A 12,627-nucleotide genomic window follows, 5' to 3' on the forward strand; every position below is an offset into this window, starting at 1 on the left:
AGTTGCAACGAAAGGCTGAAAGATTAAGGAGTCTGGCATGGCGGGTGTTATGGATTCGGTCAACCAGCGCACGCAGCTGGTGGGGCAGAATCGCCTGGAATTGCTGCTGTTTCGCCTCAATGGCGAGCAGCTTTACGGCATCAACGTGTTCAAGGTCAGGGAAGTGCTGCAATGCCCTGCGCTGACCCTGCTGCCCAAGGCGCACCCGGTGGTGCGTGGCGTTGCCAACATTCGCGGGGCGACCATCCCGATTCTCGACCTGTCGATGGCCACCGGGTTGCGGCCGCTGCAGGAAGACACGCGCAACAGCTTCGTGATCATCACTGAGTACAACACCAAGACCCAGGGCTTCCTGGTGCACTCGGTGGAGCGCATCGTCAACATGAACTGGGAAGAGATCCATCCGCCACCCAAGGGCACTGGCCGTGACCACTACCTGACGGCGGTCACCCGGGTGGACAACCGGATGGTCGAGATCATCGATGTAGAGAAGGTGCTGGCCGAAGTGTCGCCATCGTCGGAATCGGTATCGGCCGGGGTGATCGACGCCGAAGTGCAGGACAAGGCCGTGCTGATGAGGGTGCTGACCGTCGACGATTCGTCGGTAGCGCGCAAGCAGGTCAGCCGTTGCCTGCAGACCGTGGGGGTGGAGGTGGTGGCGCTCAATGATGGCCGTCAGGCCCTGAACTACCTGCGTCAGCTGGTGGACGAGGGCAAAAAGCCGGAAGAAGAGTTCCTGATGATGATCTCGGACATTGAAATGCCGGAAATGGACGGCTATACGCTAACGGCGGAGATCCGCAGCGACCCGCGCATGCAAAAATTGCACATCTGCCTGCATACTTCGCTCTCCGGGGTGTTCAACCAGGCAATGGTCAAGAAGGTCGGCGCCGATGACTTCCTGGCCAAGTTCAAGCCGGACGACCTGGCCCAGCGGGTGGTCGACCGGATCAAGGCAGCGCATTGAAGCAGCCGGGGGCAGGCCCCCGGCACCAGTGATTGAAAAGAGGCGGCAGTAGTGTCTACGGGTAATTTGGATTTCGAACAGTTCCGGGTATTCCTGGAGAAAGCCTGTGGCATCCTGCTGGGCGAGAATAAGCAGTACCTGGTTTCCAGCCGTCTCAACAAGCTGATGGAACAACAGGGCATTAAGAGTCTGGGCGAGCTGGTACAGCGCATCCAGGCCCAGCCGCGCGGCGGTTTGCGCGAGCAGGTGGTGGATGCCATGACCACCAACGAGACCCTGTGGTTTCGCGATACCTACCCGTTCGAAGTGTTGAAGAACAAGGTGATTCCCGAGTTCATCCGCAACAACCCTGGCCAGCGCCTGCGCATGTGGTCGGCGGCCTGTTCGTCGGGGCAGGAGCCGTATTCCATCTCGATGGCCATCGACGAGTTCGAGCGCAGCAATCTGGGCCAGCTGAAGATGGGGGCGCAGATTGTGGCCACCGACCTGTCAGGCACCATGCTCACCAACTGTAAGACCGGTGAGTACGACAGCCTGGCGATTGCCCGCGGCCTGTCGCAGGAGCGCCTGCAGCGCTACTTCGACCCCAAGGGGCCAGGACGCTGGGCGGTGAAGCCGGCCATTCGCAGCCGCGTCGAGTTCCGCTCGTTCAACCTGCTCGACAGCTATGCCAGCCTGGGCAAGTTCGACATCGTGTTCTGTCGCAACGTGCTGATCTACTTCTCGGCGCAGGTGAAGAAGGACATCCTGCTGCGCATTCACAGCACCCTGAAGCCGGGTGGCTACCTGTTCCTCGGCGCCTCGGAAGCCCTGAACGGGTTGCCGGATCATTACCAGATGGTGCAGTGCAGCCCGGGGATCATCTACCAGGCCAAGTAAGCACAAAGGCCGGCAGCGAAAGTTGCCGGCCTTTTTGTTTGCCTGTACCGGCCTCTTCGCGGGCGCGCCCGCGAAGAGGCCGGTACAGGGGAAAGACTGACGTCAATTTTTTGATTTGCCGCTTTTGCCACCCGCCAATTGCCGCTTTCACCGCCCAAGGCGGAAGGCCTTTGCCGCTTTTCTGGCATCACCCTGACACCACCGTCCCTCGAAAGCCTGTGTTTCCGGGCTTTTCACGCGTTGGCACAGCCCTTGCTATACCTTGCTCAACGACATTCCGGTCAACCTCTGAAGGTTTCCCCGACATGAGCATCAGCTTCGACAAGGCGCTTGGCATTCACGAAAAGGCACTGGGCTTCCGCGCCCAGCGCGCTGAAGTGCTGGCCAACAACATCGCCAACGCCGACACGCCCAACTACAAGGCGCGTGACATGGACTTTTCTTCGGTGCTCGCCGCCGAAACCAGCAAGCAGCAAAGCGGCCGCTTCGCCATGGACCGTACCAACAGCCGGCACATCGAAGCCGAAGGCCTCGCCATCGCCGCTGACGATACCCTCAAGTACCGCACGCCGCTGCAGCCGTCGATCGACCAGAACACCGTGGACGCGCAGATCGAGCAATCGAACTACACCGAAAACGCCATCGGCTTCCAGGCCAGCTTCACGTTGCTCAACAGTAAATTCAAAGGGCTGGTTTCCGCCCTGCGGGGAGAATGACCATGTCCCTTTCCAGTGTTTTCAACATTGCCGGTAGCGGTATGAGCGCGCAGAACACGCGCCTGAATACCGTGGCGTCCAACATCGCCAACGCCGAGACCGTGTCTTCGAGCATCGACCAGACCTACCGCGCTCGCCACCCGGTGTTCGCCACCACCTTCCAGGACGCACAGGCCGGCAGCAGCCAGTCGCTGTTCGAAGACCAGGGTGAGGCAGGGCAGGGCGTGCAGGTAAAAGGCATCGTCGAAGACCAGAGCACCCTGGAGGCCCGTTACGAGCCGAACCACCCGGCGGCGAACAAGGACGGCTACGTCTACTACCCGAACGTCAACGTGGTCGAGGAGATGGCTGACATGATCTCTGCCAGCCGCGCGTTCCAGACCAATGCCGAACTGATGAACACGGCCAAGACCATGATGCAGAAAGTGCTGACCCTGGGGCAGTGATAAGGAATTCGGACCATGGCAATCGATACTAACGGTGTGAACCTCAATGACGTGCTGTCGGCGTCGGGCGTGGGCACCAGCACCAAAAAGACCACGGACACTGCATCCAAGACTGGCACCGATTCGCTCGGCAAAGATGCTTTCCTGCAGTTGCTTGTCACCCAGATGCAGCACCAGAACCCGCTGGACCCGCAGGATAACGGCGAGTTCGTTGCCCAGCTGGCGCAGTTCAGCAGCCTGGAAGGTATTACCTCGCTGAACGACTCGGTCAGCGCCATCACCAGTGCCATGGCTTCGTCCCAGGCGCTTCAGGCATCGTCGCTGGTAGGGCGGTCGGTGGTGGTTCAGAACGACAAGGCCGTGGTTGACACCGCTGAAAGCTTCAATGCCCAGTTCGTTGTGCCCCAGGCCATCAGTGAAGCGAAGATCACCATCAAGGACAAGGACGGCAACACGGTCAAGACCATCGAGTTGGGTGAGCAGAAAGCCGGTTACGCCGACTTCATCTGGGACGGTACCAACAACAGTGGCGAGAAAGTGGACCCGGGCACTTACACCTTCACTGCAAGCACCACAGTCGATGGCAAGGCGGTGCAAATGAGCACGCTGTTGCCGGCCAAGGTCACCAGTGTCAGCTTCAGTGCCTCGGGCGAAATGGTGCTCAACCTTGCCGGTGTAGGCAAGGTCTCCCTCTCCGACGTGCAAACCATCGGTATCTAAGGCCCGCTAGAGCGGCAAAAGGAGCGAATTCATGTCTTTCAATATCGGCCTTAGCGGTCTGTACGCAGCCAACAAGCAGCTGGATGTCACCGGCAACAACATCGCCAACGTCAATACCACGGGCTTCAAGTCCTCGCGCGCCGAGTTCGCGGATGTGTATGCAGGCGCCAACCGCCTGGGTGTGGGCAAGAATCAGGTGGGCAATGGTGTGCGGCTGGCGGCCATTTCTCAGCAGTTCACCCAAGGTGATGTAAACACCACGGGCAACGTGCTGGACATGGGCATCCAGGGGCAGGGCTTCTTCGTGCTGTCTGACAACGGCTCGAAGGTATACACCCGGGCGGGCTCCTTCCAGCCAAGCAAGGACAACTTCGTCGAAACCTCCGATGGCCTGCGCCTGCAAGGTTACATGGCGGATGCCACCGGCAAGATCCAGAAAGGCGTCCTGACCGACCTGAAGATCGATACGTCGGCATTGCAGCCCAAGCCGACCTCGTTGATCGACCAGGGCATCAATCTGAACTCCTCGGCGGCCTCGATTCCTTTCCTGGTGTATGACAACACCAAGCCGCCGTCCATGGCTGCATTCGACCCGGCGGACCCAAGCACTTATCAGCGCTCCAGCACCAGTACCGTGCTGGATGCTAACGGTGTTCAGCACGAAGTGCAGCAGTACTACCGCAAGACCGACACCAACGAATGGACCATGTACACGCTGGTCGACGGTCGCAACCCGTTCGACCCGGCCAGTACCACCCCGCTGGCCGGCACCATCAACTACAACAGTGATGGCACCATCGGCTCCATGGTGGCTGACACCACGGGCGTGCCAAGTGGTGCTTCGTTCACGGTCAGCAATGGCGCGTTTGCCATGACCGGCTGGGTGCCGGCCACTCAGGATGCCAATGGTGACTGGGTTGCCAGTGGTGCGGCAGGTACCGACCAGTCGCTGGGTGTCACCTCGCCTGCCTTGGTGGCGAACAAGCCGTTCGACCCTTCCGACGATACGACCTATACCCGCTCGTTCCCGACCAAGGTGTATGACAGCCAGGGCAACGAACACACCATGGAGCAGTTCTATCGCAAGACCGGTACCAACGAGTGGACCATGTACACCCTCGTTGACGGGCGCAACCCTTTCAATCCGGGCAGCACAGAGCCGCTGGTGGGCACGATCGCATTCAACAGCGATGGCTCGGTCAACTCGATGACAGCCGACAACACCGGGCACCCAGCGGGCACCTCGTTCACGGTCGTCAACAATACCTTCAGCATGATTGGCTGGGTGCCGGCAGCCGAAGATGCTTCGGGTAACTGGAGTGCCAACGGTGCGGTGGGCGATGCTGCCGGCATGAAAATGTCGATGGCCAGCACCACCTCCTACAACACTGAAACGGCGCGTATGTCTCAGTCCCAAGACGGTTATGCCACGGGCATCCTGTCCAACCTGAGCATCGACGCGACGGGTGTATTGTTCGCCTCCTTCAGCAATGGCCAGTCGCGCGCCATTGGTCAGGTAGCGCTGGCGAGTTTCGCCAACGAGCAGGGGCTGCAGCAAATCGGCAGTACCCGTTGGACCGAGACCTACAACTCGGGCATTCCGGGTATCGACTCGCCGAAAACCGGTACCTTGGGCGCGATCGAGTCCAACTCGCTGGAAGGCTCCAACGTCAACCTGACGCAGGAGCTGGTTGATCTGATCAAGGCGCAGAGCTACTACCAGGCGAACGCCAAGACCATTTCGACCGAAAGTACCGTCATGCAGACCATCATTCAGATGACTTGATCGTGATTGTTTGAGTGCGTACAGGCGAACCCCTTTCTCGTGAAGGGGTTCGTCGTTTTTGCAGGAGGGGTGATGAAAAGGCTGTTTGTCGCAATGCTGGTTGCCTGCTGTCTTGGTCAGCTGCAGGCGGCGCCAGCGCCTTACTGGCGATGGGAAAGCCTGGTGGATGGGCGTCTGGTGTGTTCGCAGTGGTCGCCAGGTGAGGGCTGGAGGCGCTTTGCCGGGCCTTACAACAATGCGCGTTGCCGTGACCTGCCGTAGGCACGGGGTTGCCTGTAGATGAACCCGTTTTGCCGCCAGCGGCAAAGCAGCGCCGGATAACCGGCGGCTGTCGCCGCCCGGGCTTTCCCAATTGCCCGTATTCATGGGCTTTTTCGTGCTTTTGGCAAGTTGGTTCGGAACTTGCTTTAGCCCCTGTAGAGCAACGGCGAACGGCAACCGGCCGCCAGTGCAACGGAGGATGATTGTGGACAAGATGCTTTATGTGGCCATGACCGGGGCCAGCCAGAACGCGCTGGCGCAGAAGGCGCATGCCAACAACCTGGCCAACATTTCTACCAATGGTTTTCAGCGTGACCTGGAGCAGGCGCGTTCGATGCCGGTGTTCGGTGACAGCTTTCCGGCGCGTGCCTTTGCCATGACCGAGCGCCCGGGCACCGATTTCAGTGAAGGCCCGATGGTGGAAACCGGCCGCGACCTGGATGTGACCGTGAGCGGTAATGGTTTCATCGCCGTGCAAGCGCCAGATGGCAGTGAAGCGTATGTGCGTACCGGTAGCCTGAACATCGACGCCCTCGGGGTGTTGCGTGCTGGCAACGGCATGCCTGTGCTCGGCAACGGCGGCCCTATTGCCATCCCGCCAGAGCAAAAGGTCGAAGTCGGCTCCGATGGCACCATCAGCATCCGCTCCATGGGTGAAGACCCACGGGTGATGGCAGAAGTCGACCGCATCAAGCTGGTCAACCCCGACACCAAAGGCCTGACCAAAGGCCAGGACGGGCTGATTCACACCACGTCTGGCCAACCCGCCGATGCCGACATCAACGTGCGGGTGGTATCGGGCTTTCTGCAAGGCAGCAACGTCAACGCTGTCGAGGAAATGACCTCTGTACTGGCGCTGTCCCGTCAGTTCGAACTGCACGTCAAGATGATGAACGCGGCCAAGGAAGGCGATGAAGCCATGGCGCGTGTTTTGCAACTCGGCTAACCACATTTGAACGGGTGCCGTAAATCAGGCGCACGAGGAGAACACTAAATGCTTCCGGCTCTCTGGGTCGCTAAAACCGGCCTGTCCGCACAGGACACCAACCTGACGGTCATCTCCAACAACCTGGCCAACGTCTCGACCACCGGCTTCAAGCGTGATCGTGCCGAATTCCAGGACCTGCTGTACCAGATCAAGCGTCAGCCAGGTGCGCAGTCTACCCAGGACAGCGAGCTGCCGTCGGGCCTGCAGGTCGGTACCGGTGTGCGCATTGTCGGCACGCAGAAAAACTTCCAGACCGGCAGCTTGCAGACCACGGAGAACCCGTTGGACATGGCCGTCAATGGCCGTGGCTTCTTCCAGATCCTGCAACCTGACGGCACCGTCTCCTACACCCGCGACGGTACGTTCCACCTGAACTCCGACGGCCAGATCGTCAACGCCGATGGCCTGGCGCTGGAGCCTGCCATCGTGGTCCCGAACGACGCCCAGACCTTCACGGTCGGCCAGGACGGCACCGTGTCGATCACCACCGCCGGCAACCCGGCTGCGCAGGTTATCGGCAACATTCAGACCGCCGACTTCATCAACCCGGCTGGCCTGCAGGCAATGGGTAACAACCTGTTCCTGGAAACCGCTGCCAGTGGTGCGCCGCAGGTCGGCACCCCAGGCCTCAACGGCTTCGGCACTACCCTGCAGCAGACGCTGGAAAACTCCAACGTCAGCACGGTGGAAGAGCTGGTGAACATGATCACCACCCAGCGTGCCTACGAGATGAACTCCAAGGTCATCTCCACCGCCGACCAGATGCTGTCGTTCGTGACCCAACAGCTCTAAGCCCTGTCGCTTCGTTACACCCGTGAGGTATGCATCATGAATCGTCTGTTGTCCGTGTTCGCCCTGGGGGGGGCGGTGTTGCTGGCAGGTTGCGTCGGCCCGACGCCCAAGCCCAACGACCCGTACTATGCGCCGGTCCTGCCGCGCACCCCGTTGCCGGCGGCGGCCAACAACGGTTCGATCTACCAGGCCGGTTTCGAGCAGAACCTGTACAGCGACCGCAAGGCGTTCCGGGTGGGTGACATCATCACCATCACGCTCAACGAGCGCACGTCCGCCAGCAAGAACGCCGGTTCGCAGATCCAGAAAAACAGCAACGCCAATATCGGCCTGACTTCGCTGTTCGGCACTACGCCAAACACCAACAACCCGTTTGGCGGCGGTGATCTGTCACTGGAGGCCGGCTACAACGGCGAGCGCACCACCAAGGGGGATAGCAAGGCTACCCAGGGCAACACCCTGACCGGCTCCATCACCGTCACCGTGGCCGAAGTGCTGCCCAACGGCATCATCGCCGTGCGTGGCGAGAAGTGGCTGACCCTGAACACAGGCGAAGAGCTGGTGCGTATTGCCGGCATGATCCGCGCTGACGATATCGCCACTGACAACACCGTGCCGTCCACCCGTGTGGCCGACGCGCGCATCACCTATTCCGGTACCGGCTCGTTCGCCGATGCCAGCCAGCCCGGGTGGCTGGACCGCTTCTTCATCAGCCCGCTTTGGCCTTTCTGAGTACGGATGACCATGTTCAACGTGAGGCAGCTGATTGCCACAACCCTGCTCTTGTCCTGTGCGTTCGCTGCCCAGGCCGAGCGCCTGAAGGACATTGCCAGCATCTCTGGCGTGCGTTCCAACCAGTTGATCGGTTACGGCTTGGTGGTAGGGCTGAACGGCACGGGTGACCAGACCACCCAGACGCCATTCACCCTGCAAACCTTCAACAACATGCTGTCGCAGTTCGGCATCAAGGTGCCGGCCGGCTCCGGCAACGTGCAGCTGAAAAACGTCGCGGCGGTGTCGGTGCATGCCGACCTGCCGGCGTTCGCCAAGCCTGGCCAGGTGGTGGACATTACCGTTTCCTCGATCGGTAACTCGAAGAGCCTGCGCGGCGGCAGCCTGCTGATGACCCCGCTCAAGGGTATCGATGGCAACGTCTACGCCATTGCCCAAGGCAACCTGGTCGTCGGCGGCTTTGATGCAGAAGGCCGTGACGGCTCGAAGATCACCGTCAACGTTCCGTCGGCCGGCCGTATTCCGGGTGGTGCCAGTGTCGAGCGTGCGGTGCCGAGCGGCTTCAACCAGGGTAATACCCTGACCCTGAACCTCAATCGCCCCGACTTCACCACCGCCAAGCGTATCGTCGACAAGGTCAACGACCTGCTCGGCCCTGGTGTGGCACAGGCCGTGGACGGTGGTTCGGTGCGCGTCAGTGCCCCGATGGATCCAAGCCAGCGCGTGGATTACCTGTCGATCCTGGAAAACCTCGAAATCGACCCGGGCCAGGCCGTGGCCAAGGTAATCATCAACTCGCGCACCGGCACCATCGTCATCGGCCAGAACGTCAAGGTGTCGCCAGCGGCGGTCACCCACGGCAGCCTGACCGTGACCATTACCGAAGACCCGATCGTAAGCCAGCCCGGGCCGTTCTCCAACGGCCAGACCGCCGTGGTGCCGCGTTCGCGGGTCAATGCCGAGCAGGAAGCCAAGCCCATGTTCAAGTTCGGGCCGGGCACCACGCTGGATGAAATCGTCCGCGCGGTAAACCAGGTGGGCGCAGCGCCTGGCGACCTGATGGCGATCCTTGAAGCCCTGAAACAGGCCGGCGCCTTGCAGGCCGACCTGATCGTGATCTGAGGACGGCGCGGATGAACAGCAAAAGCTTGGTTTCCGGCAGCGCCGACAGCGGTGCCTACACCGACCTCAATCGCCTGAGCTCGCTCAAGCATGGCGACCGCGACAGCGATGCCAACGTGCGCAAGGTCGCCCAGGAGTTCGAGTCGCTGTTCATCAGCGAAATGCTCAAGGCCTCGCGCAAGGCCAGCGACGTGCTGGCCGACGACAACCCGATGAACACCGAAACGGTGAAGCAGTACCGTGACATGTATGACCAGCAACTGGCTGTGAGCATGTCGCGCGAAGGTGGCGGTATCGGGCTGCAGGATGTGCTGGTGCGCCAGCTGTCGAAGAACAAGGCCAGCCCGGCCAGCACCAGCCCGTTCGCACGTACCGAGGGCAATGCCCCTGCGTTGTGGGGCAACAAGGTGGCCGAGCCGGTGCATGCCGCCCAGTCGACCGCGACCCGCAACGACGTCGCAGCACTCAATTCACGGCGCCTGGCACTGCCGAGCAAACTCACCGACCGCTTGCTGGCCGGCATCGTGCCGTCGGCGGCCACTGCCAACACCGCCACTGTGCCTGCCCGTGACGGCCAGCAAGTGGCCAAGGCCTTCGCTGTGCCGGACAACGGCCTGCGCATCGTCGGCCGCGCCGTGGCCCAGCCGCCGCTGGCGCCGAACAAAGCCTTTGGCGACAGCGATGAATTCGTCGCCACCATGCTGCCGATGGCCGAACAGGCGGCCAAGCGCATTGGTATCGACCCACGCTACCTGGTGGCCCAGGCCGCACTGGAAACCGGGTGGGGCAAGTCGGTCATGCGCAACACCGACGGCAGCAGCAGCCACAACCTTTTCGGTATCAAGGCCACTGGCAACTGGGACGGCGGCGAGGCGAGGGCGATTACCAGCGAGTACCGTGATGGCCAGTTCGTCAAGGAGACGGCGGCGTTCCGTTCGTACGATTCCTACCAGGACAGCTTCCACGACCTGGTCAGCCTGCTGCAGAACAATTCACGCTATCAAGATGCGGTGAAGGCCGCCGATAAACCAGAACAGTTCGTGCAAGAGTTGCAAAAGGCCGGGTATGCCACCGACCCGAATTACGCCAGCAAGATCTCGCAGATCGCAAGACAGATGAAGTCGTACGAGCACTACGCAATGCTCGGTACCGCAACAAAACTTTAAGGGTATGGAACCATGGCGAGTCTGATCAACATTGGTATGTCGGGGCTGGGTGCCGCGCAGTCGGGGATGTACACCCTCGGTAACAACATCGCCAACGCCGATGTCGAAAGCTACTCGCGCCAACAGAACGTGCAAAAGACCAAGGGCGGGCAACAAGTCGGCCAGGTGTTCATTGGCACGGGCACTACGTTGGCGGACGTGCGCCGGGTGTACAACGCGTTCATCGAGAACCAGCTGCGTACCACCACCTCGCTGAGCAGTGAGGCGTCCTCGTACCTGGATCAGATCACGCCGCTGGATACTTCGCTGTCCAGTAGCGATACCGGTATTACGGCTGCGCTGCAGAGCTTTTTCACCTCCATGCAGGATGCGGCGTCCAAGCCAACCGAAGACGCGTCGCGTCAGCTATTGCTGACCAGCGCCCAGTCGCTGGCCAAGCGTTTCAATACCTTGTCGTCGCAGTTGAATCAGCAACTGAGCAATATCAACAGCAACATGACGGCGATTACCGACCAGATCAACAACCTGACCAAGACCATCGCCGGGTTGAACGAGCAAATCGCCCGGGTGGGCGCTGTTTCCGGTCAGCCCAACGACTTGCTGGACCAGCGTGATGGTGCGGTGCGTGAGTTGAACAAGCTGATCGGCACGGATGTGGTCGAGCGTGACGGCACCTACGATGTCTATCTCAAGAACGGCCAGGCGCTGGTGCTGGGCAACACCACCCAGACGGTGGGTGTGGAGCCTACGGCGAGCGACCCGGGCCGTTTGAGCCTGGTGCTCAACCGCGGCTCGACCAAGATGGACATCACCAGCAGTGCCACCGGAGGCGAGCTGGGTGGGTTGATCCGCTACCGTAGTGAAACCCTCGACCCTGCGCTTAACGAGCTGGGGCGCGTGGCCCTGGTGTTGGCAGACCAGATCAATAGCCAGTTGGCCCAGGGTATCGACAAGGATGGCAACTTTGGCGCCACCCTGTTCGGTGACATCAACAGCGCCAAGGCCATGAGTGAGCGCAGCGTCGCCAAACTCGGCAACAGCATCGGGTCCGGCAACCTGGATGTCAGCATCAAGGACACCGGCAAACTGACTACCAGCGACTACCAGGTGACCTTCACCAGCGCCACAGGCTACAGTGTGCGCAAGCTGCCGGAAGGCACTGAAATGGGCAGCTACGACCTTAACGACACGCCACCGCCGGTCATCGATGGCTTTACCTTGTCGCTCAACGGCGGCGGTTTGAGCGCTGGCGACAGCTTCAAGATCACACCCACTCGCAACGCGGCCGCCAATATCGAGACGGTCCTCACCGACCCCAAACGCCTGGCGCTGGCGTCACCCCTGACCGCCACCAACGGTGCTGGCAACAAGGGCACCGGGGTGATCACCCAGCCGACCTTGACCTCGCAGCTGGATATCTACGATGCCACGCAGCGTTCGCAGTTGCAGGCAGGCCTGAAGAATTCCACCCCGGTCAAGCTGGTGTTTGGTGACGAAACCACTTCGCCCCAGGCTTACAAGCTGTACGACGCCAAGGGTACGGAAATCGGCAGCGGCACCATCGTGCCGGGCCAGGAGAACAAGCTGAAGCTGTCGGTGCCGATGGTCGATGGCAGTGGCAATGCGACCGGTAGCAGCTTCACCTTCGAAATGAGCGTTTCCGGCGCGCCACAGAACGGCGACAGCTACACCGTGTCGTTGACGGGGGCTGGCTCGGCCGACAACCGCAACGCCCAGTCGGTGATCGACCTCCAGACCAAATCCACGGTTGAAGTCGGGGCCAACGGTAAGGGCATCAGCTTTACCGATGCCTATGCCAAGCTGGTTTCAAACGTTGGCGGAAAAGCTGGCCAGGCGGAAATGGACAGTGATGCCACCAATGCGCTGCACAGCTCTGCGCTGGACAGCCGCAACAGCCTTTCCGGCGTGTCGGTCGATGAAGAGGTCGGCAACCTGGTCAAGTTCCAGCAGTACTACACCGCGTCGTCGCAGATTATCAAGGCGGCACAGGAAACCTTCACCACCTTGATCAATGCTCTTTAAGGAGGCGTA

The 12,627-nt window shown here is 60.8% G+C and carries 13 protein-coding genes; all 13 read left to right on the plus strand.

What is annotated here, in order from left to right; all coding sequences use genetic code 11:
* The first annotated feature begins 37 nt into the window (after positions 1–37).
* The 13 genes from D8767_RS09075 to flgK all read left to right on the plus strand — a co-directional run bounded on the left by D8767_RS09075 (position 38) and on the right by flgK (position 12,618).
* Positions 38–967, plus strand: coding sequence for a chemotaxis protein CheV (locus D8767_RS09075; protein WP_010955104.1), 930 nt, complete (start codon positions 38–40; stop codon positions 965–967).
* A 51-nt stretch (positions 968–1,018) separates the two neighbouring features.
* Positions 1,019–1,846 carry a protein-glutamate O-methyltransferase CheR gene (gene cheR / locus D8767_RS09080; RefSeq protein ID WP_004575768.1) on the plus strand — a complete coding sequence of 276 codons (828 nt, stop codon included), beginning with the start codon at positions 1,019–1,021 and terminating at the stop codon, positions 1,844–1,846.
* A 305-nt stretch (positions 1,847–2,151) separates the two neighbouring features.
* The gene (gene flgB, locus D8767_RS09085) at positions 2,152–2,562 is read left to right on the plus strand and encodes a flagellar basal body rod protein FlgB (RefSeq protein ID WP_016711821.1); all 411 of its coding nucleotides are present in this window, start codon (positions 2,152–2,154) and stop codon (positions 2,560–2,562) included.
* A 2-nt stretch (positions 2,563–2,564) separates the two neighbouring features.
* Positions 2,565–3,008: a flagellar basal body rod protein FlgC gene (gene flgC / locus D8767_RS09090; RefSeq protein ID WP_027609421.1), complete on the plus strand. Its 444-nt coding sequence runs from the start codon at positions 2,565–2,567 to the stop codon at positions 3,006–3,008.
* Positions 3,009–3,023: 15 nt separating this feature from the next.
* Positions 3,024–3,728 (plus strand): flagellar hook assembly protein FlgD, encoded by a 705-nt coding sequence (gene flgD, locus D8767_RS09095; RefSeq protein ID WP_016711819.1) that lies wholly within the window; start codon positions 3,024–3,026, stop codon positions 3,726–3,728.
* Positions 3,729–3,759: 31 nt separating this feature from the next.
* Positions 3,760–5,514: a flagellar hook-basal body complex protein gene (locus tag D8767_RS09100; protein WP_016711818.1), complete on the plus strand. Its 1,755-nt coding sequence runs from the start codon at positions 3,760–3,762 to the stop codon at positions 5,512–5,514.
* A 72-nt stretch (positions 5,515–5,586) separates the two neighbouring features.
* Complete coding sequence (locus D8767_RS09105; RefSeq protein ID WP_016711817.1) at positions 5,587–5,775, plus strand: hypothetical protein; 189 nt, start codon at positions 5,587–5,589, stop codon at positions 5,773–5,775.
* A 205-nt stretch (positions 5,776–5,980) separates the two neighbouring features.
* Positions 5,981–6,721 (plus strand): flagellar basal body rod protein FlgF, encoded by a 741-nt coding sequence (locus D8767_RS09110; protein WP_027609423.1) that lies wholly within the window; start codon positions 5,981–5,983, stop codon positions 6,719–6,721.
* 48 nt (positions 6,722–6,769) lie between these two features.
* Complete coding sequence (gene flgG, locus D8767_RS09115; RefSeq protein WP_012051601.1) at positions 6,770–7,555, plus strand: flagellar basal-body rod protein FlgG; 786 nt, start codon at positions 6,770–6,772, stop codon at positions 7,553–7,555.
* Between the two features lie 36 nt (positions 7,556–7,591).
* Positions 7,592–8,287: a flagellar basal body L-ring protein FlgH gene (flgH, locus tag D8767_RS09120; protein WP_016711815.1), complete on the plus strand. Its 696-nt coding sequence runs from the start codon at positions 7,592–7,594 to the stop codon at positions 8,285–8,287.
* 12 nt (positions 8,288–8,299) lie between these two features.
* Positions 8,300–9,409 carry a flagellar basal body P-ring protein FlgI gene (locus D8767_RS09125; RefSeq protein ID WP_027609424.1) on the plus strand — a complete coding sequence of 370 codons (1,110 nt, stop codon included), beginning with the start codon at positions 8,300–8,302 and terminating at the stop codon, positions 9,407–9,409.
* A gap of 11 nt (positions 9,410–9,420) precedes the next feature.
* Positions 9,421–10,575: a flagellar assembly peptidoglycan hydrolase FlgJ gene (gene flgJ / locus D8767_RS09130; protein WP_016711813.1), complete on the plus strand. Its 1,155-nt coding sequence runs from the start codon at positions 9,421–9,423 to the stop codon at positions 10,573–10,575.
* A 12-nt stretch (positions 10,576–10,587) separates the two neighbouring features.
* On the plus strand, positions 10,588–12,618 hold the full coding sequence (flgK, locus tag D8767_RS09135) for a flagellar hook-associated protein FlgK (RefSeq protein WP_027615309.1): 2,031 nt from the start codon (positions 10,588–10,590) through the stop codon (positions 12,616–12,618).
* Positions 12,619–12,627 lie beyond the last annotated feature (9 nt).

Source organism: Pseudomonas sp. LTGT-11-2Z, from assembly GCF_003691445.1.
GTDB lineage: Bacteria > Pseudomonadota > Gammaproteobacteria > Pseudomonadales > Pseudomonadaceae > Aquipseudomonas > Aquipseudomonas monteilii.

Excerpts from the sequence above, each read along its gene's own strand:
- D8767_RS09075 (WP_010955104.1), top strand. The coding sequence starts at position 38 with ATGGCGGGTGTTATGGATTCGGTCAACCAGCGCACGCAGCTGGTGGGG.
- flgB (WP_016711821.1), top strand. The coding sequence starts at position 2,152 with ATGAGCATCAGCTTCGACAAGGCGCTTGGCATTCACGAAAAGGCACTG.
- flgC (WP_027609421.1), top strand. The coding sequence starts at position 2,565 with ATGTCCCTTTCCAGTGTTTTCAACATTGCCGGTAGCGGTATGAGCGCG.
- flgD (WP_016711819.1), top strand. The coding sequence starts at position 3,024 with ATGGCAATCGATACTAACGGTGTGAACCTCAATGACGTGCTGTCGGCG.
- D8767_RS09100 (WP_016711818.1), top strand. The coding sequence starts at position 3,760 with ATGTCTTTCAATATCGGCCTTAGCGGTCTGTACGCAGCCAACAAGCAG.
- D8767_RS09105 (WP_016711817.1), top strand. The coding sequence starts at position 5,587 with ATGAAAAGGCTGTTTGTCGCAATGCTGGTTGCCTGCTGTCTTGGTCAG.
- flgG (WP_012051601.1), top strand. The coding sequence starts at position 6,770 with ATGCTTCCGGCTCTCTGGGTCGCTAAAACCGGCCTGTCCGCACAGGAC.
- flgH (WP_016711815.1), top strand. The coding sequence starts at position 7,592 with ATGAATCGTCTGTTGTCCGTGTTCGCCCTGGGGGGGGCGGTGTTGCTG.
- D8767_RS09125 (WP_027609424.1), top strand. The coding sequence starts at position 8,300 with ATGTTCAACGTGAGGCAGCTGATTGCCACAACCCTGCTCTTGTCCTGT.
- flgJ (WP_016711813.1), top strand. The coding sequence starts at position 9,421 with ATGAACAGCAAAAGCTTGGTTTCCGGCAGCGCCGACAGCGGTGCCTAC.
- flgK (WP_027615309.1), top strand. The coding sequence starts at position 10,588 with ATGGCGAGTCTGATCAACATTGGTATGTCGGGGCTGGGTGCCGCGCAG.